Below are 24,931 nucleotides of genomic sequence, written 5' to 3' on the forward strand. Positions count from 1 at the left end.
TCCCCTCCACCACGCTTCGCGCGGTCCCCCTCCCCATCTCTCGATGGGGAGGAATAGGAGAGGGCGGGTCTTGTCCTCGCTGCCTACGGGGTCGGAACTTGCTCCGGCGGCGGCGTTTTCCCTAAACCCGGCCCATAAACCGGCGTCACCGGTTCCTCCGGCGTGCGGCCGTGCAGCGCCTCTATCTCCGCCTTGCGCTGTTTCAGATAGAGTTCGCGATAATAGGCGTAGGGATTGGCCTCATCCCGGATCTGCTGGATCGTCTCGTCGAACGCGGCGCGCTGGCCCAACTGGTTCAGGATCGTCGCCGGGATCACATATTTGGGCTCGTTGAACGGCTTGCCCACGGCGAAGGGCACGATCAGCTTGTCCACCGTATCCCCGACGATGTCGCGCAGCGTCGTCGGCCCGACGATCGGCAGATACATGTACGGCCCCGGACCCACCCCATAATAGCCCAGCACATTGGCGAGGCCGTTGGGGCGATAGGGCAGGAAGAAGGGCTTGCGCTTCGCCACGTCGAACAGGCCCGCAACGCCCAGCGTCGTGTTGACGGTGAAGCGGCCCGCCGTCTCCATCGCCTTGCCCGGCTTGAACTGGAGCATATAGGCGAGGAACACCACCGGCTCCTGCAAATTGGAGAAGAAGTTGCGCAGCCCCTTGCGCACCGGCTTGGGCAGGCCCTTGTTATAGGCCTTGGCGACCGGCTCCACCACGGCCTTGTCGACCGCCTGCACCGTCTGGAAACTCTTTTCGTTCAGCCGTTCCAGCGGATCGCCCGGCGGCGGGCGCGTGTGGCCCGTGACGACGATGTCGCCCGGCGCGGTGGCCGGCGGAGCGGTGGTGGTGGTGCCGGGCAGGTTCGGCATGACCGGGGGCGGCGGCACGACCAGCGTCTGGGTCGCATCCGGGGGGCTGGCGCCCGTTCCCGCGGCCTGCGCGCCCATCATCATCATTCCAGCGGCAATGGCCGACGTCAGCATATGTTCGTCCTTTGCGGGCAAGCCATCGGAATCGATGACGTTTCCATACGACCCCCCTTGCCAAGGCGGCTAGTGGGGATGGGATCACCCGTCAATAGCGGGTCGACGCCGCCCCGGCCGGAGCCGCCCGTACATTTTGATACAATTTCGGCCAAGCTGCTGTTTGCAATTGCGAGTCGTTCGCGTTATGGAACCGGCCTTATCCCATAGAGGACTCGTCCCGCTTCCGATGCACGCTCCCGTCCGCGCTCAGCCGAACAAGAAGAAGAAGAGCCCCAAGGCCTTCTGGCTGAAACAGCTTCACACCTGGCATTGGGTGAGTTCGGCGATCAGCCTGATCGGGCTGTTGCTGTTCGCCTTTACCGGGATCACGCTGAACCATGCCGCCGATGTGGAGGGGTCGCCGCAGACGATCACCAAATCCGCCACCCTGCCGCCCGCTTTGTTGCAGCAGGTCGCGGCCGATGACGGGCCGGACGCGAAGAAGCCCCTGCCCGCCCCCATCGCGGCTTGGGTGGAAAAGCAGGTCGGCCAGAGCGGCGGGGGCGAAGCGGAATGGTCGGCGGACGAGGTGTATCTGGCCCTGCCCCGTCCGGGCGGCGACGGCTGGGTGTCGATCGACCGGCACAGCGGCGAAGTCGCCAGTGAAGCGACCAGCCGGGGGTGGATCAGCTATCTGAACGACCTGCACAAGGGCCGCAACGCGGGCGATGTGTGGAAATGGTTCATCGACATCTTCGCTATCGCCTGCTTCCTGTTCGCGCTGACCGGGCTGGTGCTGCTGTGGCTGCATGCCAAGAAGCGGCCGACCACCTGGCCGCTGGTCGCCATGGGCCTGGCCATTCCGGCGATCCTCGCCATCATCTTCATCCACTAAGGGGGATTTTTACCTCATGCAGATCAGCCACAAGATCGTCCTGACCGGCAGCGTTTTGGGAGCGGCGACCGCCCTGGCCGCACCCGCGACCGCGCAGACGCTGGACGTCACGCTCACCCTGCCGCGCCTGTCGGTGGCCGAATATCACCGGCCCTATGTGGCGGTGTGGCTGGAGAAGGAGGGCGCGCCCGCCCGCACCCTGTCGGTGCTCTATGATGTCGACAAGCGGAATAATGGCGGCGTCAAATGGCTGCGCGACATCCGCATGTGGTGGCGGGCTTCGGGCCGGTCGCTGACGCTGCCCGCCGACGGCATATCGGGCGCGACCCGCGCTCCGGGCACGCATAAGCTGAGCTTCGCGGTGGGCACGCTGGCGCCGGGCAAATATACCGTCGCGGTGGAGGCCGCCCGCGAAAATGGCGGGCGTGAAGTGGTGCGCGTGCCGCTCAACGTGACGGCCGCAGGGGGCAAGGGCAGCGCGACGGGCCAGTTCGAACTGGGCGCGGTCAGCGCCGTTCTGGCGCGTTGAGGGGGAGCATGGCCATGACCGGGTTCCGCAAGCTGCTGCTGATCGCCGCCACCGCTGCCATTGCCGTGCCGCAGATGGCGGGCGCGGCGCGGCCCTGGCTGCTGCCGTCCGAAACCATGTTCGCGGGTTCGGGCAATGAATGGCTGACGGTGGACGCCGCCATTTCCAGCGACCTTTATTATTTCGACCATCCGGGGCAGGACTGGCAGCCGGTCGTCACCGCGCCCGACGGCAGCACGGCGCAGGTCGAAAACCGCTCCGTCGGCAAGCTGCGCCAGACATTCGACCTGGGGATCAAGGCGAAGGGGACGTACAGGATCGCCGTCGTCAACGAAATGCTGATGGGCAATTACATGCTGAACGGCGAGCGCAAGATGCTGCCGCGCGGCACCACCGCCGCCACGCTGGCGACCGCCGTGCCGCAGGGCGCGACCGACGTGCAGACCGCCACGGCGACCACCCGCATCGAAACCTTCGTGACGGCGGGCGAGCCGGACCGGAAGGCCTTCGCCACGACCGGCAAGGGGCTGGAAATGGTGCCCGTCACCCATCCGAACGATCTGGCCGTGGGGGAAGCGGCGACCTTCCAGTTCCTGCTGAACGGCAAGCCCGCCGCCGGGCTGGACGTGGTCGCGATCCCCGGCGGCATCCGCTACCGCGCCGACCTGAAGCAGATGGACGCCAAGACCGACGCGCAGGGCAAGGTGACATTCACCTGGCCGGAAGCGGGCATGTATTGGGTCAGCCTGAGCAGCGGCGGACGGCGTGGTCCGGGTGAAGGGCCGGGCGCAGGCGGTCCGGGCGGCGCGCAGGGCGCGGCTGCTCCGGCGGGTCAGGGTGGCCCCCGGCCCATGGGTCCGCCGCAGGACCGCGCCACCTATGCCATGACGGTGGAGGTGCAGGGCTGACCCCCTCCCCTACCCCTATCCGCATCGCCATTCCGCCCGGCCTGTCGCCCGACGCCTTCGGGGCGGGAAACAGGCTGGGGCGGATCGGCGATTATGGCGGGCCGACCATGGGCACGAGCTGGTCGGCCCGCATCGTCGACCCGCCGCCCGGAAGCGAGGCCGCCATCGAGGCGGTGCTGAACCGCGTCATCGCGCAGATGAGCAATTGGGAAGCGGACTCCGCGATCAGCCGCTTCAACGCCGCGCCTGTGGGGCAATGGATGGCCCTGCCCGCCGACATGATGACGGTGCTGCGCGCAGGGCTGGACATGGCGCGGCTGTCGGGCGGGGCGTTCGATCCGGCGATAGGCCGTCTTGTGGCGCAATGGGGCTTTGGTCCGGATGGGCTGACCGGGCTGTCGGCGGCGCCCAATCATCCCTCCCCCTGGACGGCCATCGAGGTTGCGGACGACCGCGCCCGGCGCATGGCCGACGTGACGCTGGACTTTTCGGGCATCGCCAAGGGGTTCGCGGTGGATGCCGTGGCGGCGGCGCTGCGGGAAATGGGCGCGGGGCATTTTTTGATCGAGATTGGCGGGGAATTGCGGGGTCAGGGCGTGAAGCCGGACCTTCAGCCATGGTGGGTCGATGTGGAGGCTCCGCCTGGATTGTCGCTGCCTGTGTTGCGGATTGCTTTGTGCGGGTTGTCGGTGGCGACTTCCGGGGACTATCGGCGGTTTCGCGAGGAAGGGGGCAAGCGGCTTTCGCACAGTTTGGACCCGGCGGTCGGGGGGCCGGTTGCGAATGACGTCGCCTCCGTTACCGTGTGTCATGACAGCGCGATGATGGCGGATGCCTGGGCGACCGCGATCACGATATTGGGGCATGAGCGGGGGATGGCGCTGGCTGCCCGGCATGGGATTGCTGCCTGTCTGATACGGCGAGTGGGTGCCGGGGGGCAGGAATATATGACGCCTGTGATGGCGGCGATGTTGGGGTGATGGGTGGAGCTATCCTATTCCTCCCCATCGGGAGATGGGGAGGTGGCGGCGCGTAGCGTCGACGGAGGGGAATGGGGCGCGACCTCCGAATTTCCCCTCCACCACCGCCTTCGGCGGCGGTCCCCCTCCCCATGCTTCGCATAGGGAGGATTTTTAGGCGTCGGCCCAGCGGCGGAGGAGGTTGTGATATACGCCGGTCAGGCGGATGACCTGCGCCTGGTCGTGGCCCAGTTCTACCGCCAGCGCCTGAATGCTGCTGTCGAGGTCGAACAGCATCTGCCGCGCCGCGTCGTCGCGCACCATCGACTGGAGCCAGAAGAAGCTGGCCACCCGCCGCCCCCGCGTCACCGGCTCTACCCGATGCAGCGAGGATGAGGGGTAGAGGACCGCATGTCCCGCCGCCAACTTCACCTGCTGCACGCCGAAATTGGTTTCGACCGTCAATTCACCGCCGTCATAGCTTTCCGGTTCCTCCAGAAAGACGGTGATCGACAGGTCCGACCGCACGCGGAAGCCTGTACCGGCCTGAATCCGCACGGCATTGTCGACATGGGTGCCGAACGCCTGTCCGCCCGCATAGCTGTTGAACAGCGGCGGAAACACCTTGAGCGGCAATGCGGCGGCGATGAACAGGGGCGAGCGGCCCAGCGCGTCCAGCACGACCTGGCCCGCCTGCTTCGCCTCCGCGCAATCCTCCGGCAATTGCAGGTTGCGCTTGGCCAGCGCCGATTGATGGCCGGAGGTGACATTGCCGTCCACCCACTGCGCCGCGTCGATCAGGTCGCGCACGCGCCGTACCGTATCGGCGTCCAGCAATTCGGGAATGACGGTCAGCATGTCGGCGACTCCTGTCCCAGCAGGGCGGCCAGACCCACCTGCCGCAATGATGATTGGCGCAGATGGTCCGCCGCCTTCTCCATGAAGGCGGGGGTCGCCGTTTCCCGCACCCGGCGGAGCCAGCGCAGCGCCTCTTCCGTCGCACCATCCTCCGCCAGCAGGCGGGCCAGATTGAACTGGCCGCGAAAATCGCCGCCCTCCGCCGCGATCCGATAATGGCGGAACGCCTGCGCCCGGTCCACCGCGACGGCCCAGCCATCCTCATGAAAGCTGCCGATATAATTGGCCGCCTTGGCCCCGATCAGGCCCGGATCGTCCGCCGCCCTGCGATACCAGTCCAGCGCCGCTTCATGATCGCCCTTCAGGGCCAGTTGCGTGGCGTAATTATACACCGCCTCGGCCAGGCCCCGCCCGGCGGCGACGCGATAGCATTCCGTCGCCCGATCCGGATCGACGGCCACGCCCCAGCCCAGTTCATAGCAGCGCCCGACCATGTTGAGCGCGAACATGTCGTGGCTGGCGGCGGCCCGGTTGAACCAGCCGAAGGCTGCGCGCGGATCGGCGGGCAGTTCGACGCCGTCGAGCAGCATCTGCCCCAGCACGATCTGCGCCTGCGCCACGCCCCCTTCCGCCGCGACCCGGATCAGTTCGACGCGATCCGTCCCCGGTTCCGCCAGCCGCGCGGCGAGCGTGTCGGCGCCCATCGCGCTCAATTGGGCCAGCGAAGGCGGGACCGGTGCGGTCATCGCATCAATATTTGACGCTGAGCGTCGCGAAGGCCGACCGGCCAGCCGCCATCGTCGCATAATGGTTGGAGAAGGCCTGGCTGAAATAGGTCTTGTTCGTCAGGTTCTGAATATTGACGCTGAGGCCGATCCGCTCGTCGAATTCATAGCTGGCGCGGGCGTCGAAGCGCCAATAGCTGGGCACCGAACGCGCGATGATCCTGGTCGCGGGGCTGACCGTCACCACGCCTGCGCCGTTCTGCGTCGCGGCGCGGTTGTCGGCATAGCCGCCAAAGACCCGGCTCATATAGAAGGCGCCGCCGCCGATATTGAGCTTCGGCAGGACTTCATAATTGGTCCAGAGCGAGAAGCTGTGTTTGGCGGTCTGCGGGAACTGGCGGCCGTTGTTGACGGACGGCACCAGAACGGTCTTGGCCGCCTGACCGGGGACCGCCGCCGCCGTCAACGCGGTGAATCCGCCGTCGACGATTTTCGCGTCCATATAGGTATAGCCGCCGAATATGCTCCACTTGGGCAGGATTTCGCCGTTGAAGCCGAATTCCACGCCCTTGATCAGACGCTCGCCAATATATTCGACCGTGTTGTTCGGGCCGGTGACGCGGGCGTTCTTCGTTTCCGTGCGGAACAGCGCGACGTTCAGCGACAGGCGGGAATTGAACAGGTCCGCCTTGGCGCCGATTTCGTAGCTCTTGGTGCGTTCGACCTTCAGCGCCGCATCGGCGGCGGCGCGCAGCGCGGCGATGGCGGCGGCGGTCTGCGCCGGGGTCGTGGTGGCGGCGATGGTGCCGAAGCTGTTGCCTTCCTGCCCTTCGCCCAGCAGGCTGTTGGGCGGCGTGGCCGATGTCGCATAGGAGGCGTAGAGGCTGGTGTTGGCGGTCGGCTTGAAGATCAGGCCCGCCTGCCAGTTGAATATGCCGTCGTCACGGCTGACCGTCGGCGTCACGCCGTTGATGAGCGGCAGCGCCACCTTCGAACGATAATCGTCGTAGCGCGCGCCCAGGTTCAGGATCAGCGATTGGCCGATGCTGATCGAATCGAAGGCGTAGATCGCCTTCGTGTTGGCGTTGTTCTGCGTTTCCTGCCCCGGCGTCGTGCGCGTGATCGGGCCGGTGGCGGCATAATTGCCGTCCACATGATTGACCCAGGGATCGGACGGGTTGGGATTGAACAGGCTGGTGCAGTCGAAGGTCGCGACCTGCGCCGGGCTGCACGAGGGGCCGTTGGTGGTGCCGCTGGAAAAATGCCGCGTGGTCACGTTGAAGGTGCCGCGTCGCGCCTTTTCCCAGCTCAGTTCCGCGCCTGCGGAAAAGCTGTGCTCGATCCCGCCGGTGTTGAACTTGCCGAACAGGTCGATCTGGTTCGACAGCGTGTCGACATAGCCATAGCGGGTGTTGGCGCGGCGCCAGACCTGGCCGCTGTTGAAGGCGTTCCCCTGGCTGTCGTCGGGCTGGGTGTAGATATAGGCTTGGCTGTTATGGCTGTAGCGCGCGGTGTTGCGCAGCGTCACGCCGCCGAAATCATGGCTCGCGCGGACGGTGAACTGGCCCGTCTTGCTCTCGCGGAAGTCGCGGTTCTTGAGGCCGTAGAAGCTGTCGCGGTCGACATGGCCGGTGGCGCCGGTCGCCAGCGTCACGTCCCCGACCATCGGTTCGGAAAAGGTGAAGCCGGTCGGCGCGTTGCACACGGTGGTCGAGCAGACATAGCGATAGGGCAAGCCGCTGTCGGGCAGTTCATCCGTATCCAGATGATACCAGGACAGCGTCAACTGCGTCGGCGCGTTCATACCGATGGTGAGCGAGGGCGCCACGCCCCAGCGCTTCTGCCAGAGGGCGTCGCGGCCGGCCACTTCCTGATCGTGCCACATGCCCGCCACGCGGAAGGCGACCGAATCGGTCAGCCGGTAATTCAGGTCCGCCGTGATCCGCTTATAGTCCGCCGTGCCGTAGGACAGGTCGGCGCTCGCGAAATCGCGGTCGCGGGGCAGTTTGGTGATGATGTTCAGCGAACCGCCCGCGCTGCCGCGCCCGCCCAGCGAACTGTCGGAGCCGCGCACGACCTGGATCTGCTCTACCGCGAAGGTTTCCCGCGACTGCGCCGACGTGTCGCGCACGCCGTCGACATAGGTGCTGCCCTGGCTATCGAAGCCGCGGATGAAGGGACGGTCGCCGATGGGATTGCCGCCCTCCGCCGCGCCGAAGGTGATGCCGGGCACGGTGCGCAGCGCCTCCACCAGCGTGGCGGAGCCGGTGTCCTTGATCACATTTTCGCTGACGATGGCGACCGAGCGCGGCGTGTTGATCAGCGGCGCGGTCGCCTTGGGCGAGATGATGTCCTGATTATAGCGGCCGTTGACGATGATCTGGCCCGCATCCGCCTGCTGATCGACCGCAGCTTCGTCCGCATTGTCGACCGCCAGGGCGGGACTCGATGCGAACGCCCCGACGCAGCCGAGCGCCAGAAAGGCGGGCGCGGAGCGTCGGCGGTTGACGGATTGCATGGCGATTGGTCCCCTTTTCCCTCGTTTCGAGGCCAGTTATTGAGACGCGTTCGCAGAGTCAAACACTATTGAGAAACAAAAGCAGGCGGGCGGCAGTCTGCCGACCCCTCCTCACTCCGTTTCTGACCGCAGGACGAAGGGGATTTCGACCACGCCCCTGACCCGGACGGGCTGGCCGTCGCGCATCAGCGGCTTCCACCGCCAGCCGCGCACGGCATCGCGGGCGGCATGGTCCAACCGGGGGAAGCCGCTGCTCTGCGCGATGGCCAGATTTTCCACGGCCCCGTCCAGCCCCAGCGTCAGGGCGAGGACGACCGTGCCCTGCTCCCGCTTGCGGCGGCTGTCGATGGGGTAGCGGGGCGGCTTGCCCGCGATCATGCGCGCGCCCAGGTCGCCGCCCTGCACGACGCTGGCGGCGGCGTCAGGTTCACGACCGAGAGGCGGGTTTCCCGCACGCGCTGCACATGCTGGCGGGCCTGGATCAGGGCAGCGATCACGATGGCATGGGCCAGCAGGATCAGGATGACGGCGGGGACGTTCACGCCGCCCTTCGCGCCGTAGCGGGCGGGGGGCGTCGCGGGTTCGGCCGCTCTGCCGGGGATGATCGCGAGCGTCGGTCGGGACGGCGCGAACGAGTCGTCCTGCGCCTCTTCAACAAATCTATCCGCTACGCGAAGCATGCCAGATCCCCTTTGCGGCCCTGCGGCGAGAGCCTGTCCATAACGCGTATTCTAATGCGAATCAATCGCATCTTCAAAAAAGGGACGGGCGGGCGGCGACCCGAGGAGGAGAGAGTGTATCGCCGCCCGCCCGCTTACCCCCAGCAAGGGACGGTGCTGGGGGGTATGGGTCGATCAGAACTGATAGTTGAGGCTGAGTACCGCCGACCGCGTCGGGGCGGGCTGGGCCCAACTGCTGTTCACATTGTTGCGCACGGTCGTCACATATTTTTCGTTCGTGAAGTTCTGCACGTTCACCTGCGCCTTCAGATTCTCCGTGATCGGGTAGGAGGCCATGAAGCGGTGGATGGTGTAGCTGGGCACGCTGTAGATCGCCGCCGCCGTGGGGTTGAGCTGGAAGCTGCCCTGGTAGGTGATGCCGTAACCCAGTTCCAACCCGAAGTCGAAACGGTAGGTGGTGAACAGGCTGCCGGAATGCTTCGGCGTGTTGGGCAGCAGGGTGCGGGCGGTGGGATCAGGATCGGTGGGCGAGTTGGTGCAACTGCCCTGACCCGGATTGGCCAGGCAGAAGTCGGAGACGCCCTGCCGGATCTTCGCCTTCAGATACATATAGTTGGCCGATATCGTCCAGTTCGGGGTGATGTTGCCCGACGCGCCGAAGGAGAAGCCCTCCACCCGCTGCTTGCCGTCCAACACCTGGTTGGGCACAGTGGGATCGCCCGAGACGAGCTTGATCTGGTTCCGGTCGTTGCGGAACAGGGCGACGGAGACCAGCAACTGGCGGTCGAACAGTTCGGCCTTCGCGCCGATCTCGTAATTTTCCGTCGTTTCCGGCTTCAGGAAGCAGGTGCCGACCTGATTATCGGCATCGGTTACCGTGCAGCTTCCATCGACCGACGCCTTGGAGGGCAGTTTGGAATTGCCGTAGGCGACATAGATGCTGGTGGCCTGCGTCGGCTTCACCACCGCGCCCACGCGGTAGGAGAAGAGCGTGTCGTCGATGCGGGTCGCCGCCGATACGCCGGTCGGATTGCCGAGCGTGGCGGAGCCGGCCGTAGCGTCATAGGTGACGTTCCGGTTCCACCCCTTGGCCTTTTCATACCGCAGGCCGCCGTTGATCTCGAACCAGTCGGCGAATTTCAGCGTGTCGAAAAGATAGGCGGCATAGCTGGTCTGCTCGCCCAGGTTACGGCCGGACCGGATGAAGTTGATCGGCCCTTCATAGACGTTGCGGCCATAGGTGAAGCCAGCCGGGCCAGTGATGAACTCGCCGGGGTTGGAGATGTTCACCAACGGATAGGCGGTTGCGAACGGATTGGAACCGTCCGCGTTGCGGATGATGTTGCCGTTCAACTGGTTGTATTTTTCCCAGAGCGCCGAAGCGCCGAGCACCAGCGTATGACCGACGCCGCCGGTGTCGAAATCGGCGCTGAGGTCGAATTGCGTATAGGCGGTCTCATTCTTGATGAAGCGCGTATTGCCCCGGCCATTACCCCGGTTCGGCATGAAGTAGCCGGGCGGCACGGTCGCGAGACAGGCCGCTCCGCTGGGCTGGACCCCGGTGGAGAGGCAGAAGTCGCCATTGGGCTGGCTGGTGACGGTATGCTGGCTGATATTCTCATACCGGGTCAGGTTGCGGATTTTCAGCGTGTCGCTGAACGCGTGGGAGAAGATCGTCTGCAACGACTTCGTCTTGCTGTCCTGCCGGTCGATATTGGCGAACCCATAATAGCCCTCCCGGTCGAACTCCTTCAGGATGCCACCCTGCTCGGGATAATAGCGGACGCCATATTGCGGCATCGCCTTGTCATCCAGATATTCGCCTTGCAGCGTCAGGCTGGTCGGCCCGTCGATGCCGAAGGTGACGGCGGGCGCGATGCCCCAGCGTTCATAATCCTCGACATCGCGGCCGGGCACGTCGTTGCGGTGGTAGACGGCGTTCAGGCGCACCGCGACCAGATCGTTGACGCGTTTGTTGGCGTCGACGGTGGCGCGGTAATAATTGTCGGTGCCGATGCCCGCGTTCAGGATCGTCTGGTCGTCGGCCAGCGGACGCTTCGTCACCAGGTTGATCGTGCCAGCGACAGAACCGCCGCCGTTCATGACCGAATTGGCGCCGTTGGTGACTTCGACCTGTTCGATATTATAGACTTCGTTGCGGTTCAGGAACGCGCCGGAACGCACGCCGTCGACGGTCACGTCGTTCTTCGCGTCCTGGCCGCGCAGGATGATGCGGTCGCCATAGCCGAAGCCGCCCTCGCCCGCGCCGAAGGTGATGCCGGGCACGGTCGACAGCACGTCGCGCAGCGTCAGCAGATTCTGCTGCTTGATGGTTTCCTTGTTGATCACGGTGATGGTCTGCGGCGTGTCCAGCAGCGGGCGGGTATATTTGGGGGATTCCGCCTTCTCGACCTTGATCGGCGATTCGTCGATCGCCGTGTCGGTGACCGTCATCCCGCCTAGCTTTGCATCCTGCGCCTGTACGCTGGAAGCGAAAGCCATCGCGCCGACGCAGCTTAGCGCCAGGAAGGATGGTCGTGACAGTGGCTTGGACATGAAACAGATCCCCTTATCTTTAACTCAGGGGCGTCTGCTATTGAGACTCGTTCTCAGAGTCAATGCTATTGCGAATAATTATTATTTTACCGCCGCATAATATCCTCGAATAGCCAGCATCTTATCGCGCTCGCCAGATTTGGGGGATCGACGGCCGCCATGCGCGCCACATCGATGCGCGCGATCAGCGCGTTGACGGGAAGGCCCTCCCGCGCCGCCGCAGCGCGGAGGGCGTGCCAGAATATCGGTTCAAGGCTGATGGCGGTCTGATGCCCCGCAATGGTCACGCTGCGCTTGACCGGCGGGGCGAAGGGCGATGCCGCCGAAACGCCTTCGGAAGCATCCGCCCCTATCATCAGTACATATGCTGCCCGCCGTTGATCGACAGGGTGCTGCCGGTCACGAAGCCGCCATCCTCGCTGCAGAAAAAGGCGACGCCGCGCGCGATTTCATCGGCATGGCCCAGACGGCCGACCGGAATCTTGGCGACGATCTTTTCCAGCACCGGGGCGGGGACGGCGGCGACCATGTCCGTGTCGATATAGCCGGGCGCGATGGCGTTGACGGTGACGCCATATTTCGCGCCTTCCTGCGCCAGCGCCTTGGTGAAGCCATGGATGCCCGACTTGGCGGCGGCGTAATTGACCTGGCCATATTGGCCCGCCTGCCCGTTGATCGATCCGATATTGACGAAACGGCCCCAACCGCGCTGGCGCATCCCCTCGAACGTCGCCTTCGCCATGTTGAAGCAACCGCCCAGATTGATGCGCATCACTTCGTTCCAGTCGTCGAAGCTCATCTTCGCCAGGACGCCGTCCCGCGTGATGCCTGCATTATTGACCACCACGTCGATCGGGCCGAGCGCTTCGGCCACCTGCGCGCAGCCGTCCAGGCAGGCCTGATGATCGCCCACGTCCCATTTGAAGGACGCGATCCCCGTCTTGTCCGAAAAGGCCTGGGCCTTGGCGTCGTTGCCCGCATAGTTGGCGGCGACGGTGAACCCCATTTCCTTGAGCGCCAGGCTGATCGCCTCGCCAATGCCACGCGTTCCGCCCGTGACGACTGCAACCTTGCTCATTGTGGCTCTCCTCAAGAAAAAGACAGGACGAAACTCACCCCTCCAGCCAGCCGGCCAGTTCGCGACGGGCCAGATTCTCATAGAGATTCATAGCGTCCGGAGACGCGTTCAAACAACTTAAATGGACAAAATTATTACCGCCGGATGCGATAAATTCCTCTTTGCCGCGTATCGCGATTTCCTCTAGGGTTTCGAGGCAATCGGCCGAGAATCCGGGGGTCAGGACGGCGATGTTCGCAATCCCTTCGGATGGAAGCTGCCGCAGCGCCTCGTCCGTGGCGGGGCCGAGCCATTTGGCGCGGCCGAAGCGGGACTGGAACGTCACCCGCACCTCCCGCCCCAGCGCTTCGCCCAGCAGGCGGGCGCTTTCCACGCACTGGTCGCGATAGGGATCGCCCAGTTGCCGCGTCCGTTCCGGCATGCCGTGGAAGCTGGCGATCAGCAGGTCCGGCGCGAAATCCAGCGCGGCCAGTTGCGCCTGCGTCGATGCGCGCAGCGCCTCTATATAGGCGGGGTCGGCATGATAGGGCGGCAGGGTGCGGATCGCCGGCTGCGCCCGCATCTTCCCCAGCGCGGCATAGGCGGCGTCCAGCGCGGTGGCCGTCGTCGCCGCGCAATATTGGGGATAGAGCGGCGCGAGCAAAATGCGGCCGCACCCTGCCGCGATCATCGCCGCCAGCCGTGTGCCGATAGAGGGATTGCCGTAGCGCATGGCCCAGTCGACCATCACATCCGGTCCCAATCTTTCCTGCAACCCCCGCGCCGTGTCGCGGGTGTAGACGGCGAGCGGCGACCCGTCCTTCATCCACACCTGCCGATAGGCATGGGCGGATTTCTTCGGCCGGGTCAGCAGGATCGGGCCGCGCAGGATCGGCTGCCACAGGAGTTGCGGAATCTCCACCACGCGCGGGTCGGACAGGAATTCGGCCAGATAGCGCCGCACCGACGCCGGGTCCGGCCCGTCCGGCGTGCCCAGATTGATGACCAGCAGGCCAACCTTGCCCAAGTCCTTCATCCTTCCATCAACAGCGGCAGGCTGCGGAACCGCCGCCCGGTGGTGGTGAACAGCGCATTGGCCACCGCAGGCGCGACCACGGGCACGCCCAGATCGGTGAGGCCTGCGGGCGGCGCGGTGCTGCGGATCAGTTCCACGGTCACTTCGCCGATATCCGCCAGTCGCGGCAGGCCCATGCGGCCCAATATCGCCCGCGTCGGCATGGCCTTCGCATAGGGGACGGATGCGCCCATGGCCATGGCCAGCCCGTGGATCAGGCCGCTTTCTATCTGCTGCCGGGCAATGTCGGGATTGACCTGCTCCCCGCCGTCGACGGCGGCGACGATCCGGCCGACCTGTAACTTGCCCTCGACAATGGCCGCCTCCACCATGACCGCTATGTAAGCGCCGTTCATGGCATGGGCGGCCAGCCCCTGCCCGCTGCCCTCTATGCCGCCCTGCCAGCCGCCCAGCGCGCCGACCGTGGTCAGGCAATGCGCCAGCCGGGGATTGCCGCCCAGCATCTGGATGCGGAAGGACATGGCCTCCATCTGCGCCTGATGGGCCAGTTCATCCATGAAGCTTTCCGTGAAGAAGGCCCCGTGCAGATGCGCGTTGCCCCGCGTGAAGCCCAACGGCAGGCCGATATCGGCGGGGAAATGATCCACCGCCCAGTTGGGCACGGCATAGGGCAGTTCCATGCCCGCCACCGCCAGCCGGGTGGAGATGTCCGCGGAGGCTGCGGCGGCTTCGTGCGGCGGCTTGCCGTCGGCGATGCGCGCCCATGTCTGGGTCATGGCGCAGGGGGCGGCGACCTTCGCCAACCAGCCCTCTATCGCCCCGTTGCGGCCCAGCCGGGCCGCCATGCGCGCATGGGCGGGCGCGCCGGGCCGGTCCTGCACCACATCCTCCAGCCGCGACCAGAGCAGTTGGACAGGCCGCTTCATCTCCCGGGAGAGCAGCGCCGCCTGCACCCCCGCGTCATGATCCATCCGCCGCCCATAGCCGCCGCCCGCATGCAGCGGATAGAGCGTCACCGCCCCCGGCGACAGGTCCAGCGCTTTGGCGATGGCGGCCCGCGCAAGACCGGGCGCCTGGGTCGCCATCCACACCTCCGCCCCGTCGTCGCCGATGCGGGCAGTGGCGCACATCGGCTCCGGCGCCAGATGCAGGCCGGGCCGCACCCGATATTCGCTGGCGATGATGGTCGCATCCTTGAACAGGGGCTTCAGGTCGCCCTGCGCGTAGAGACGCTCGCCGGACGCGGAAAAGGCCCGTTCCAGCGCCGCCTCCATCCCCGCGCTGTCGACCGGTTTTCCGGCAAGTTCGAAGAGCGGATCGGCAAGGTCCAGCGCCTTGTTCGCCGCCCACCAGTTGCTGGCGACCGCCGCCACCCAGCGTTCCCGCCGGACCAGTTTCAGGAAACCGGCGACGGATTTCGCCGCGCCTTCATTGACGCTTTTCAGCACCGCGTCGCCGATCGGTCCCTGCCGGATGGAGGCGAAGACCATGTCGGGCAGGCGGACGTCGGCGGCGAAGACATGGCTGCCGTCGATCTTGGACGGGGTGTCGAGCCGGGGAAGTTCCTGCCCCGCCAGCCGGTCCACCTCCGCCTGACGAAAGGGCAATATGTCGGGCAGGTCGAAGGTCGCGGCATCCTCCGCCACTTCGCCCAGTTTCAGCGTGCGCTTTCCGCCGTCGGAGATGATGCCGTTCTGGATGTCGCAGCTTTCCCACGCCACGTCCCATCGCGCCGCCGCCGCCTTGCACAGCAGCACCCGCGCCGCAGCGCCCGCCTCCCGATAGGGTTGGTGGAACATGGGGATCGACGTACCCGCGCCGGTCAGCATCAGCGCGCTGCGCGTCGCATATTGATCGATGGCCCATTCGCCCGCCTCTCCGGCCAGCCTGCTCCAGTCATTGGCCAGCCATTGGCGGGCCAGCAGGATATTGGCGTAGAGCGGGCCGATGGGCGCGCTCTGCACGCCTATGGTGCGCCAGTCCGCGCCCAGTTCGTCGGCCAAAATCTGCGGCAACAGGGTGCTGACCCCCTGCCCCATCTCCGTCTGCGGCACGATGACGATGATCTGCCCCGCCCGGTCGATCTTCAGGAAGGTGTTGAAGGCGGTTTCACCCGGCGCGGTGTTGAGATTGGGGCGATAGGCGCGGGGCCAGACCGCCCATGCCAGCAGCAGGCCCGCCGTCGCGCCGCCGCCGACCAGCAAAGCGCGCCGGTTCAAACCCCTTTCCGTCTGCTGACCCTGCTTTCGCGGTGCGCGCCCCATGACCCCGCTGATAAAGAGGCATGGAAGCTGTGGAAAGCCCTATTGAGAGGCGACCGGCGCGAGTTGGAGGCGGCGTATCTCGATAGCGGGGCAGCGGTCCATTACGACCTTGAGGCCAGCCGCTTCGGCGCGGGCGGCGGCGGCTTCGTTGACGACGGCCAACTGCATCCAGACCGCCTTCGCGCCCGCCGCTATGGCGTCGTCCACCGCTTCGCCCGCCGCCTCGCTGCGGCGGAAGATATCGACCATGTCGATGGGCACGCCGATGTCGGACAGGCTGGCCCAGACAAATTCGCCATGGACATGCTCGCCCGCGATCTGCGGATTGACCGGCAGGACGCGATAGCCATGGTCCTGAAGGGTTTTCATCACGCCATAGCTGGGCCGGTCGGGCCGGTCGGAAATGCCGATCAGCGCGATGGTGCGGGTTTCGTTCAGTAGATCGGCGATATCCTGGTCGGCGGCAAGCGGCATGGGATGGTCCTTCCTATTCCGGAGACATGGGAAGGACGCAGGAGGGGCGCAAGGCGTTCCATCGAAATGACGGCGGGGTAGCGTGCAGGCGTGGCTGGACCCCACGCCCCCCTCTCCGTCATGCTGAACTTGTTTCAGCATCCATCGTGCCTCCAGGAGCCTTGGTCGCCTGGGGAGAAATGGATGCTGAAACAAGTTCAGCATGACGAGGGGGGATGGACTGTCCTGCTGTTCCCGCAACCTTGCCGCCGCCTTCTCCGCAATCGCATGGAAGGCCCCACCCCGTCATCCCGGCGAAGGCTGGGATCTCAGGCGATAGGGCACGGCGTAGCCTCACGAGATCCCAGCCTTCGCCGGGATGACGGAAGAAGGGATGTCAGCGCCCGCCCCGCAACCACGCGGCCACCTTCTCCGCGATGGCGCGGAAGGGTGCGCCATGCGCGTCGTCGCCCGCCGCCGGGGGATCGCCCGCGTCGGACCGCCTGCGGATGTCGATGGCCAGCGGGATGCGGCCCAGGAAGGGCATGCCCATTTCGCCTGCCGCAGCCTCCGCGCCGCCCTGGCCGAAGGGGTCGGACATCTCGCCGCAATGGGGGCAGGCATAGCCCGCCATATTCTCCACCAGCCCGATCATCGGCACCTGCGTCTGTTCGAACAGGCTGACGGCGCGGGTGGCGTCGATCAGCGCCAGATCCTGCGGCGTCGATACGATCACCGCGCCGACAGGCTTATGCTTCTGCACCATCGACAATTGCACGTCGCCCGTGCCCGGCGGCATGTCGACGATCAGCACCTCCGCATCGCCCCAGTCGGCGTCGATCAACTGCCCCAGCGCATTGCCCGCCATCGGCCCGCGCCAGGCCAGCGCCTTGCCCGGCTCGACCAGATGGCCCATCGACAGCATCGGAATGCCGAGCGGGCTCTGCACCGGGATCAACTGCTTGTCCTTCGCCTGCGGCTTCCGGTCCTCGCTGCCCATCAGCCGGGCCTGCGAGGGGCCGTAGATGTCGGCGTCGACCAGCCCGACCTTCATCCCCAGCCGTTGCAGGGCCACCGCCAGATTGGCCGACAGGGTCGATTTGCCCACCCCGCCCTTGCCCGAAGCGACGGCGATGATCCTCAAGGGCCTGCGCTCCGCCGTCATGGCGATGCGCACGTCGTCGACGCCCGGCACGGTCAGCGCGCCCTCGCGGATCGCGGCGGCCACCGCCTCGCGCTGTTCCGGCGACAGGCCCGCCACATCCAGCGCCAGCGTCATCACCCCGTCCTTGATGCGCGGCGCGCTGGCGCGGCCGTCGGTCAGCGTTTTCAGGCGGGCGGCGAAATCGTCGAGATCGGTCATGGAAGCGCCATGTAGTGCCGATTGCCCCGGAACGAAACGGGCGACGACATCATTCGAAACAATAATCCTGACGAAGACCACTGTTTTTCGCCGGAAAGCCTTCCTATAGAGAGGGGATGAAGAGATTTTTCGGGTGGATGCCGGGCATTGCGAGCGCCATGGCCCAGGGTCCGTGGGGCGGCAAGAGCGATGGGCCGGACGGCAATGACGGCCAGGGCAAGGGGGATGGCGGACCGCGCAATCCCTGGACGCAACCCGGCCGCCCCGGCGCCAAGGGCCCCTCCGCGATCGAGGAACTGCTGCGCCGCGGCAAGGAAAGCTTCGGCCAGGGCGGCGGAGGCGGCTTCGGCAACCTTCCGCCCCGTCCTTCGGGCAAGGCGTTGTGGCCCGCCGCCGTCGGCATATTGGTGGTGCTGTGGCTGGTCCTCACCTGTTTCCACCGCGTCGGCCCGCAGGAACGCGGCGTCGTCACGCTGCTGGGCAAATATAGCCGCACACTCTCGCCGGGCATCAGCCTGACCCTGCCCGCGCCGCTGGAAAATGTGACGACCGTCGACGTGGAGGAAATCCGCACCATCGACATCGGATCGACCCGCGCGGAGAGTGAGAATCTGGTGCTGACCGGCGACCAGAACATCATCGATCTGGCCTATTCGGTGCGCTGGAACATCCGCAGTCCGGAACTCTATCTGTTCCAATTGTCCGACCCTGACTCCTCCGTGCGCGAAGTCGCCGAAAGCGCGATGCGCTCCGTCGTCGCCAGCGTCAGCCTGGAGGATGCGCTGGGCGCGGGCCGGACCGAGATCGAGCAGCAGGTCGAGCAGCGGATGCAGGAAATATTGGACGGCTATCGTTCGGGCATCCGGGTGCAGGGCGTCGCGATCAAGCAGGCCGATCCGCCGACCGCCGTCAACGACGCGTTCAAGGCCGTGTCCGCCGCGCAGCAGACCGCCCAGACCTATCTGAACGAAGCCCGCGCCGCCGCGCAGCAGGTGACGGCCAAGGCGCAGGGCGAGGCGGCGGCTTTCGACAAGGTGTACGAGCAATATAAGCTCGCGCCCGACGTGACCCGCCGCCGCATGTATTATGAAACCATGGAGGGCGTCCTGTCGAACGTCGACAAGACCATCGTCGAAAGCGGCAATGTGACGCCGTTCCTGCCGCTGCCCGAACTCAAACGCCGGGCGCAGGCCAGCACGGCCCAGAACGCCGGGGAGGGCCAGTGATGCAGGGACTGTCCCGTCATCCCGTCGCCATCGCGCTGATCGCCATCGCCGCGCTGCTGCTGCTTGGCAGCACCATCGCCATCGTGCCCGAAACCAAGCAGGGCGTGATCGTGCGCTTCGGCGATCCCAAGAAGATCATCAACCGATACCGCCCGAACGAGGATTTCGGCAAGACCGGCGCGGGCGTCATCCTGCGCTGGCCGTTCATCGATCAGGTGGTGTGGATCGACAAGCGCGTGCTGTCGGTGGAGATGGAGCGGCAGCAGGTGCTGTCCACCGACCAGTTGCGCTTGCAGGTCGACGCCTTCGCCCGGTATCGCATCGTCGATCCGCTGCGCATGTATATCGCGGCGGGCAGCGAGGAACGCGTGTCCGACGCGCTGCGGCCGATCCTCGGCTCCGCGCTGCGCAACGAACTGGGCAAGCGGCCGTTCGCGGCTTTGCTCAGCCCCGAACGCGGGCAGGTGATGGACAATATCGAGGCGGGCCTGAACCGCGTCGCCCGCCAATATGGCGCGCAGATCGTCGACGTGCGGATCAAGCGCGCCGACCTGCCCGACGGCGCGCCGCTGGAAAGCGCCTTCACCCGCATGCGCACCGCGCGTGAGCAGGAGGCGCTCACCATCCGCGCGCAAGGGGCCAAGCAGGCGCAGATCATCCGCGCAGAGGCGGACGCCAACGCCGCCCGCATCTATTCGGACAGTTTCGGCAAGGACGCGCAATTCTACGATTTCTATCGCGCCATGCAGGCCTATCGCTATACTTTCGCGCCGGACAAGCAGGGTTCGACCAGCATGGTCCTGTCCCGCGACAATGATTTCCTGAAACAGTTTCAGGGGCGCTGATTTCATTACGGAACGAGTGTCATTCAATGAGGGTTAAGGGAGCGCGGCGCATCCCGCTCATCGCAGAGTCCCGCCTTTCCTTCGCCAAGTTCATGAGAGGACCGTCACGAGTGCGTTACGCTTATGCCATTACCGGCGCCCTGCTGCTCGGCGGCACGGCCATCGCCGTCACGACCAGTTCCAACGTCGGCGCGCAGGTCGCGCAGAATGAGGGGATGCAGGCCGCAGCCCCCGCCGGCGCGCCCGCCAGCCTGGCCGACATGGTCGAAAAGCTGCAACCGGCCGTCGTCAACATCTCCACCAAGCAGCGGGTGCAGGTGCAGAATCCCTTCGCGGGCACGCCCTTCGGCGACCTGTTCGGCCAGCAGGGCGGCAAGCCCCAGACCCGTCAGGCGCAGTCGCTGGGTTCGGGCTTCATCATCTCGGCCGACGGCTATATCGTCACCAACAACCATGTGGTGTCCGCCGGAGCCGAAGGGGCCAGCGTCGATTCCATCACCGTCACCCTGACCAACAGCGAGGAATATCCGGCCCGGCTGATCGGCCGCGATCCCGCGACCGACATCGCCGTGCTGAAGATCGAGCCGAAAAAGGCGCTGCCCTTCGTCAAGTTCGGCGACAGCACCAAGGCGCGGGTGGGCGACTGGGTGATCGCCATCGGCAACCCCTTCGCCCTGTCGGGCACGGTGACGGCGGGCATCATTTCCGCCGTGCATCGCGGCACCGGCGGCACCTATGACAAGTTCATCCAGACCGACGCGTCGATCAACCAGGGCAACTCCGGCGGCCCGATGTTCGACATGCGCGGCAATGTGATCGGCATCAACAGCCAGATCCTGTCGCCGTCGGGCGGCAATGTCGGCATCGGCTTCGCCATTCCGTCCGAACAGGCCGCGCCCATCGTGAACACGCTGCGCACGGGTCAGGCGGTCAAGCGCGGCTATCTGGGCATCCAGATCAGCCCGTTGGGCGAGGATCTGGCCGACTCCCTTGGCCTGGCCAAGAATCGCGGCGAATTCGTGCAGGGCGTGGAGCCGGGCAAGGGCGCGGACAAGGCCGGGATCAAGGCGGGCGACGTGATCGTCAGCGTGGCCGGGCAGGAAGTGACGCCGGACCAGAATCTGTCATCCATCGTCGCCAACCAGCCGATCGGCGGCCGCGTGCCCATCGTGCTGCTGCGCAACGGCCAGCGCCAGACCGTGACCGCCGTGGTGGGCGAACGCCCGTCGGAGGACGAACTGAACGCCTTCGCCCAGCAGCAGGACGATGATTTCAACCAGCAGCAGGACGGCCAGTCCGGCGGGCAGGCGGCGCAGCAGTCGCTCGGCATTTCGGCCATCCCGCTGACGCCGACCATCATCCGGCAGCTTGGCATTTCCGCCGACACGCGGGGCATCGTCATCACCGCCGTCGACGGTTCGACCGACGCGGGCGCGAAGGGTCTGCGCCGGGGCGACGTTATCATCACCGCCAACAACCGTCCGGTCGCCAGCCAGGCGGAACTGGACGCGCAGGTGAAGGCGGTGTCCTCGCAAGGGCGCAGCGCGATCCTGCTTCAGGTGCTGCGCCGGGGCCAGCCCGCGGTGTTCCTGCCCGTGAGGTTGCGCGACAAATAAGCGGCTGAAAATCAGCGGATCGTTACGGGCCGCGCTTGCCGGATACCCTGTCTCCCCTTTACAAAGAGGATGACAGACTCCGGCGGGCGCGGCCCGTGCCGTTTTAGGGAGCATGACGCAGATGAGCGACGGCATTTTCATCGGCCTTGGCGCGCCGGACAAGGATGGCGGCATTCCCCAGACGCTGAACCTGCGCAGGGCCAACCGCCACGGCCTGATCGCGGGCGCGACCGGCACCGGCAAGACGGTGACGCTGCAGGGCATAGCCGAAAGCTTCTCCGCACTCGGCGTTCCCGTCTTCCTCGCGGATGTGAAGGGCGATCTGGCGGGCATTTCCATGGCCGGTTCCCCCACCGCGAAAAATGCCGACAAGCTGGTCGCCCGCGCCCAGGAAATCGGCATCGAAAATTACAGCTATGCCGACAATCCCGCCATCTTCTGGGACTTGTACGGGCAGCAGGGCCATCCCGTCCGCACCACCGTCAGCGAAATGGGGCCGCTGCTGCTGTCCCGCCTGATGGGCCTCAATGAAACGCAGGAGGGGGTGCTCTCCATCGCCTTCAAATATGCCGATGAGCAGGGCCTGCTGCTGCTGGACCTCGGCGATCTGCAGGCGATGCTGGCCTATTGCGCGGAAAATGCCGACAGCCTGTCCGCCCAATATGGCAATGTGACCAAGGCCAGCGTCGGCGCGATCCAGCGGCAATTGCTCCAGTTGGAAAGCCAAGGCGGCGACCATTTCTTCGGTGAACCCGCGCTCGACATCCATGACATGTTGCAGGTGGATGAGAAGGGGCGCGGCTATATCAACGTGCTGGCCGCCGACAAGCTGATGCAGAGCCCAAAGCTCTACGCCACCTTCCTGCTCTGGCTGCTGAGCGAATTGTTCGAGACGCTGCCCGAAGTGGGCGATCCGGACAAGCCGGTGCTCGTCTTCTTCTTCGACGAGGCTCACTTGCTGTTCGACGACGCGCCCAAGGCGCTGACCGACAAGATCGAGCAGGTGGTGCGCCTGATCCGATCCAAGGGCGTGGGCGTCTATTTCGTGACGCAAAACCCCATCGACATTCCGGAGGATGTGGCGGGACAGCTTGGCAACCGGGTCCAGCACGCGCTGCGCGCCTTCACCCCCCGCGACCAGAAGGCGATCAAGGCGGCGGCGGAAACATTCCGCATCAACCCCGACCTGAACGTCGAAACCGCGATCACCGAACTGAAGGTGGGTGAGGCTTTGGTGTCGCTGTTGCAGGAGGATGGCTCGCCCGGCATCGTGCAGCGGACGCTGATCGCGCCGCCCCGCTCGCGGCTTGGCCCGCTCGACGCGAAGGAACGGGCGATCATCCAGTCCATATCCCCCTGCGCGGGCAAATATGACACGACCGTCGACCGCGAGTCCGCCGAGGAGATATTGGCGGCGCGGGGTCAGGCCGCCGCCGCCGCTGCCCAGGCATCCAAGGCGCAGGCCGAAGCCGACAAGGCCGCCGCCGCCCAGGCCAAGGTGGAGGCGAAGCAGCGCGAGGCCCAATTGAAGGAACAGGCCCGGCAGGATGCCGCCGCCGCGCGCGAGGCGGCCCGGCCATCCGGTTTCGACAAAGCGATCCAGTCCGCCACCCGATCCGCCGCATCGTCGGTCGGGCGTCAGGTCGCAAACGAACTGGGCCGCGCCGTGTTCGGCGGGTCCAGCCGCAGGTCGGGCGGAATCGCGGGCCAACTGGTGCGCGGCATATTGGGCAGCCTGTTCAAATAAGCGGGGGGAGAAACGCCATGCGAAAGACGATCATCTGCATCCTGGCTCTGGCGTCGGGGGGCCTGGCGCTCCCCGTCCATGCGCAGGACCATCGCGACCTGCACCGCGCCGTGGACGCCGCCATCGCCAGCGACATCGCCCGCGACCGGCAGGCCGAACGCGACGCGAAGCGCCAGCCCTATGTCTCCCCCGGCTACGGCACGATCCGCACCGCCGCGGCAGCGCGCAACGCCTGCGCCGCGAAGGCGCGGGAAGAGGCCGGGCCGGGCGCAAAGATAGTGGGCCGCATCGCCGCCAGCACCATGTCCACCGGTTGGGAAGTGGAAGGCGAAGTCTCCGGCGACCGGGGGGCCGTGCCCTTCGTCTGCTCGGTCCGCAATGGGGCGGTCAGCGGGATCATGCTGCACGCGGCGGAGTGAGGATTCTCCTATTCCTCCCCATCGAGAGATGGGGAGGGGGACCATGCGAAGCATGGTGGAGGGGAATGGGGCATGACCTTCGAATTTCCCCTCCACCACGCTTCGCGCGGTCCCCCTCCCCACGCTGCGCGTAGGGAGGATTTGGTGTTATGTTTCCCCGCTCAAGCGCGGCAGGGCGCCGATGCGGGCGACCAGTTCGGACTGGCGGCTGCAATCCATCTTCGCATAGATATTCTTGATCTGCGTGCGCACCGTGTTGAGCGCCACGCCGCGTTCCTGCGACAATTCCTCCAGCCCGCGCCCGGCGCACAGCGCCTCGGCCACTTCCGCCTCCGCCCTGGTCAGGCCGTAAAGGGCGCGGATGCGGCTGGCGATGCTGAGATCCCGGTCCGCCGGGTCGGTGGCGATGGCGACGATCTGCCGCTCCATGCCCACCCGCACCGACGCGATGGACAGCATATAGGGCAGGCCCTGTTCGCGATGGACGAAGATCGCGCTCGCCTGTCCGCCCTGCCGCGCCGCCGCCGCCCGCAGCGCGGATTGCAGAGCCTCGTCGTCGCGGGGATCGCGGGCCTTCAACTGCCGCTGGCGCAGGGTCAGCGCGTCGGCCCGGCGCAACAGCGCGTCCGCCGGACGGTTGCAGTCGATCAGCCCCCCGTCGGGCCGCAGCGTGAAGACGGCATGCCCCACCATGTCGAGCGTCGCATGCAGCGACCGGCCATAATGATTGGCCCGGTCCAACTTTCCCCGAATGCCGAACATGCGGCCGATATGGCCGATGCTGTCCTGGATCGCCCGCACCTCCCGCTCACTGAACGGCCTTTGCCCGCGGCCGCGATGCAGGCCGATATTGCCGGTCGTCCCGTCCTGCCGGATCACCCCGCCCAGGCAGCGATAGGTGTCGTCCCCCATGCCCCTGATCCACTCATTGTAGATCCGGCTGCCTTCATAGGCCTGGCTGGGCACCAGAGCTTCGATATTCCAGACGCGATTGGCCGCCTCTATCCGGTTCAGCGCCGCGCCCCAAATATCGTCGTCCTGAAAATCCCGATCATAAGCGGCCATCTGCGCTTCGGAGAAATAGCCGGAATAGGAAATTTCCGCGACATGATGCGGAGCGCGCCCCCAATGGAGGACGCCCGACCGCGCCCCCACCGCTTCCGCCAGCGTGGAGGCCAACCGATCGAACGCCGCATCGTCGATCGCCGCGTCGTAGATTTCCTCCGTCCGGATCACAGCCAGTCCCAACTCCCCACATTCCCGCCGCGGGGAATATACGCAGCTTGCCTCTACCGCATTGCACGAATCGGAC

21 protein-coding genes and 1 pseudogene are annotated in these 24,931 nt (G+C 66.0%); 9 read left to right on the plus strand and 13 right to left on the minus strand.

All coding sequences use genetic code 11. The features are described 5' to 3' along the window. Positions 1–83: 83 nt before the first annotated feature. Positions 84–983: an MlaA family lipoprotein gene (locus tag BV95_RS08920; protein ID WP_037450368.1), complete on the minus strand. Its 900-nt coding sequence runs from the start codon at positions 981–983 to the stop codon at positions 84–86. Between the two features lie 229 nt (positions 984–1,212). Here BV95_RS08920 and BV95_RS08925 point away from each other — a divergent pair, with 229 nt between their 5' ends. From BV95_RS08925 to BV95_RS08940, 4 genes are all read left to right on the plus strand, one after another. Further along, on the plus strand, positions 1,213–1,860 hold the full coding sequence (locus tag BV95_RS08925; protein ID WP_037450257.1) for a PepSY-associated TM helix domain-containing protein: 648 nt from the start codon (positions 1,213–1,215) through the stop codon (positions 1,858–1,860). 16 nt (positions 1,861–1,876) lie between these two features. Continuing rightward, on the plus strand, positions 1,877–2,389 hold the full coding sequence (locus BV95_RS08930) for a DUF2271 domain-containing protein (RefSeq protein WP_037450260.1): 513 nt from the start codon (positions 1,877–1,879) through the stop codon (positions 2,387–2,389). Positions 2,390–2,403: 14 nt separating this feature from the next. Continuing rightward, positions 2,404–3,297, plus strand: a complete 894-nt coding sequence (locus tag BV95_RS08935) for a DUF4198 domain-containing protein (protein ID WP_037450263.1) — start codon at positions 2,404–2,406, stop codon at positions 3,295–3,297. 107 nt (positions 3,298–3,404) lie between these two features. After that, positions 3,405–4,277 carry an FAD:protein FMN transferase gene (locus BV95_RS08940; RefSeq protein ID WP_037450265.1) on the plus strand — a complete coding sequence of 291 codons (873 nt, stop codon included), beginning with the start codon at positions 3,405–3,407 and terminating at the stop codon, positions 4,275–4,277. 153 nt (positions 4,278–4,430) lie between these two features. Here BV95_RS08940 and BV95_RS08945 read toward each other — a convergent pair whose 3' ends face one another. The 11 genes and pseudogenes from BV95_RS08945 to BV95_RS08995 all read right to left on the minus strand — a co-directional run bounded on the left by BV95_RS08945 (position 4,431) and on the right by BV95_RS08995 (position 17,568). Further along, the gene (locus BV95_RS08945) at positions 4,431–5,114 is read right to left on the minus strand and encodes a Fe2+-dependent dioxygenase (RefSeq protein WP_037450267.1); all 684 of its coding nucleotides are present in this window, start codon (positions 5,112–5,114) and stop codon (positions 4,431–4,433) included. Then, positions 5,108–5,860: a tetratricopeptide repeat protein gene (locus BV95_RS08950; RefSeq protein ID WP_037450270.1), complete on the minus strand. Its 753-nt coding sequence runs from the start codon at positions 5,858–5,860 to the stop codon at positions 5,108–5,110. Before BV95_RS08950 ends, BV95_RS08945 begins: the two co-directional genes overlap by 7 nt. 4 nt (positions 5,861–5,864) lie before the next feature. Next, a complete protein-coding gene (locus tag BV95_RS08955) occupies positions 5,865–8,357 on the minus strand; it encodes a TonB-dependent receptor (RefSeq protein ID WP_037450273.1) in 2,493 nt (830 codons plus the stop codon). 111 nt (positions 8,358–8,468) lie between these two features. Continuing rightward, a pseudogene (locus BV95_RS08960) lies at positions 8,469–9,037 on the minus strand (energy transducer TonB). A 174-nt stretch (positions 9,038–9,211) separates the two neighbouring features. Then, positions 9,212–11,593, minus strand: a complete 2,382-nt coding sequence (locus BV95_RS08965) for a TonB-dependent receptor (protein WP_037450278.1) — start codon at positions 11,591–11,593, stop codon at positions 9,212–9,214. Between the two features lie 86 nt (positions 11,594–11,679). Then, positions 11,680–11,949: a ribbon-helix-helix domain-containing protein gene (locus tag BV95_RS08970; RefSeq protein WP_037450282.1), complete on the minus strand. Its 270-nt coding sequence runs from the start codon at positions 11,947–11,949 to the stop codon at positions 11,680–11,682. Then, entirely contained in the window at positions 11,949–12,671 is a 723-nt protein-coding gene (phbB, locus tag BV95_RS08975) for an acetoacetyl-CoA reductase (RefSeq protein WP_037450284.1), read from the minus strand. The genes BV95_RS08970 and phbB overlap by 1 nt, the downstream gene beginning before the upstream one ends. Positions 12,672–12,705: 34 nt before the next feature. Further along, positions 12,706–13,686 (minus strand): ferrochelatase, encoded by a 981-nt coding sequence (gene hemH, locus BV95_RS08980; protein ID WP_174544438.1) that lies wholly within the window; start codon positions 13,684–13,686, stop codon positions 12,706–12,708. Then, complete coding sequence (locus tag BV95_RS08985) at positions 13,683–15,950, minus strand: xanthine dehydrogenase family protein molybdopterin-binding subunit (protein ID WP_051749671.1); 2,268 nt, start codon at positions 15,948–15,950, stop codon at positions 13,683–13,685. The genes hemH and BV95_RS08985 overlap by 4 nt, the downstream gene beginning before the upstream one ends. A gap of 39 nt (positions 15,951–15,989) precedes the next feature. Then, complete coding sequence (locus BV95_RS08990) at positions 15,990–16,424, minus strand: CoA-binding protein (RefSeq protein ID WP_037450289.1); 435 nt, start codon at positions 16,422–16,424, stop codon at positions 15,990–15,992. A gap of 376 nt (positions 16,425–16,800) precedes the next feature. Further along, on the minus strand, positions 16,801–17,568 hold the full coding sequence (locus BV95_RS08995; RefSeq protein WP_234703132.1) for an Mrp/NBP35 family ATP-binding protein: 768 nt from the start codon (positions 17,566–17,568) through the stop codon (positions 16,801–16,803). A gap of 314 nt (positions 17,569–17,882) precedes the next feature. Between BV95_RS08995 and hflK the strand changes: the two genes are divergently transcribed. The 5 genes from hflK (at position 17,883) to BV95_RS09020 (ending at position 23,619) form a co-directional block, all read left to right on the plus strand. Further along, positions 17,883–18,992 (plus strand): FtsH protease activity modulator HflK, encoded by a 1,110-nt coding sequence (gene hflK, locus BV95_RS09000; RefSeq protein WP_174544437.1) that lies wholly within the window; start codon positions 17,883–17,885, stop codon positions 18,990–18,992. Further along, entirely contained in the window at positions 18,992–19,837 is an 846-nt protein-coding gene (gene hflC, locus BV95_RS09005) for a protease modulator HflC (RefSeq protein WP_037450295.1), read from the plus strand. Before hflK ends, hflC begins: the two co-directional genes overlap by 1 nt. 110 nt (positions 19,838–19,947) lie before the next feature. Next, complete coding sequence (locus tag BV95_RS09010; protein WP_037450298.1) at positions 19,948–21,453, plus strand: Do family serine endopeptidase; 1,506 nt, start codon at positions 19,948–19,950, stop codon at positions 21,451–21,453. Positions 21,454–21,574: 121 nt separating this feature from the next. Next, a complete protein-coding gene (locus BV95_RS09015) occupies positions 21,575–23,200 on the plus strand; it encodes a helicase HerA-like domain-containing protein (protein WP_037450300.1) in 1,626 nt (541 codons plus the stop codon). A 17-nt stretch (positions 23,201–23,217) separates the two neighbouring features. Beyond that, entirely contained in the window at positions 23,218–23,619 is a 402-nt protein-coding gene (locus tag BV95_RS09020) for a hypothetical protein (RefSeq protein WP_037450303.1), read from the plus strand. 147 nt (positions 23,620–23,766) lie between these two features. Here BV95_RS09020 and BV95_RS09025 read toward each other — a convergent pair whose 3' ends face one another. Continuing rightward, positions 23,767–24,855 carry a helix-turn-helix transcriptional regulator gene (locus BV95_RS09025; RefSeq protein ID WP_234703129.1) on the minus strand — a complete coding sequence of 363 codons (1,089 nt, stop codon included), beginning with the start codon at positions 24,853–24,855 and terminating at the stop codon, positions 23,767–23,769. Positions 24,856–24,931 lie beyond the last annotated feature (76 nt).

Source organism: Sphingobium chlorophenolicum (assembly GCF_000722875.1).
Lineage (GTDB): Bacteria > Pseudomonadota > Alphaproteobacteria > Sphingomonadales > Sphingomonadaceae > Sphingobium > Sphingobium chlorophenolicum.

Excerpts from the sequence above, each read along its gene's own strand:
- BV95_RS08920 (WP_037450368.1), bottom strand. The coding sequence starts at position 983 with ATGCTGACGTCGGCCATTGCCGCTGGAATGATGATGATGGGCGCGCAG.
- BV95_RS08925 (WP_037450257.1), top strand. The coding sequence starts at position 1,213 with ATGCACGCTCCCGTCCGCGCTCAGCCGAACAAGAAGAAGAAGAGCCCC.
- BV95_RS08930 (WP_037450260.1), top strand. The coding sequence starts at position 1,877 with ATGCAGATCAGCCACAAGATCGTCCTGACCGGCAGCGTTTTGGGAGCG.
- BV95_RS08935 (WP_037450263.1), top strand. The coding sequence starts at position 2,404 with ATGACCGGGTTCCGCAAGCTGCTGCTGATCGCCGCCACCGCTGCCATT.
- BV95_RS08940 (WP_037450265.1), top strand. The coding sequence starts at position 3,405 with ATGGGCACGAGCTGGTCGGCCCGCATCGTCGACCCGCCGCCCGGAAGC.
- BV95_RS08945 (WP_037450267.1), bottom strand. The coding sequence starts at position 5,114 with ATGCTGACCGTCATTCCCGAATTGCTGGACGCCGATACGGTACGGCGC.
- BV95_RS08950 (WP_037450270.1), bottom strand. The coding sequence starts at position 5,860 with ATGACCGCACCGGTCCCGCCTTCGCTGGCCCAATTGAGCGCGATGGGC.
- BV95_RS08955 (WP_037450273.1), bottom strand. The coding sequence starts at position 8,357 with ATGCAATCCGTCAACCGCCGACGCTCCGCGCCCGCCTTTCTGGCGCTC.
- BV95_RS08965 (WP_037450278.1), bottom strand. The coding sequence starts at position 11,593 with ATGTCCAAGCCACTGTCACGACCATCCTTCCTGGCGCTAAGCTGCGTC.
- BV95_RS08970 (WP_037450282.1), bottom strand. The coding sequence starts at position 11,949 with ATGATAGGGGCGGATGCTTCCGAAGGCGTTTCGGCGGCATCGCCCTTC.
- phbB (WP_037450284.1), bottom strand. The coding sequence starts at position 12,671 with ATGAGCAAGGTTGCAGTCGTCACGGGCGGAACGCGTGGCATTGGCGAG.
- hemH (WP_174544438.1), bottom strand. The coding sequence starts at position 13,686 with ATGAAGGACTTGGGCAAGGTTGGCCTGCTGGTCATCAATCTGGGCACG.
- BV95_RS08985 (WP_051749671.1), bottom strand. The coding sequence starts at position 15,950 with ATGGGGCGCGCACCGCGAAAGCAGGGTCAGCAGACGGAAAGGGGTTTG.
- BV95_RS08990 (WP_037450289.1), bottom strand. The coding sequence starts at position 16,424 with ATGCCGCTTGCCGCCGACCAGGATATCGCCGATCTACTGAACGAAACC.
- BV95_RS08995 (WP_234703132.1), bottom strand. The coding sequence starts at position 17,568 with ATGACGGCGGAGCGCAGGCCCTTGAGGATCATCGCCGTCGCTTCGGGC.
- hflK (WP_174544437.1), top strand. The coding sequence starts at position 17,883 with ATGAAGAGATTTTTCGGGTGGATGCCGGGCATTGCGAGCGCCATGGCC.
- hflC (WP_037450295.1), top strand. The coding sequence starts at position 18,992 with ATGCAGGGACTGTCCCGTCATCCCGTCGCCATCGCGCTGATCGCCATC.
- BV95_RS09015 (WP_037450300.1), top strand. The coding sequence starts at position 21,575 with ATGAGCGACGGCATTTTCATCGGCCTTGGCGCGCCGGACAAGGATGGC.
- BV95_RS09020 (WP_037450303.1), top strand. The coding sequence starts at position 23,218 with ATGCGAAAGACGATCATCTGCATCCTGGCTCTGGCGTCGGGGGGCCTG.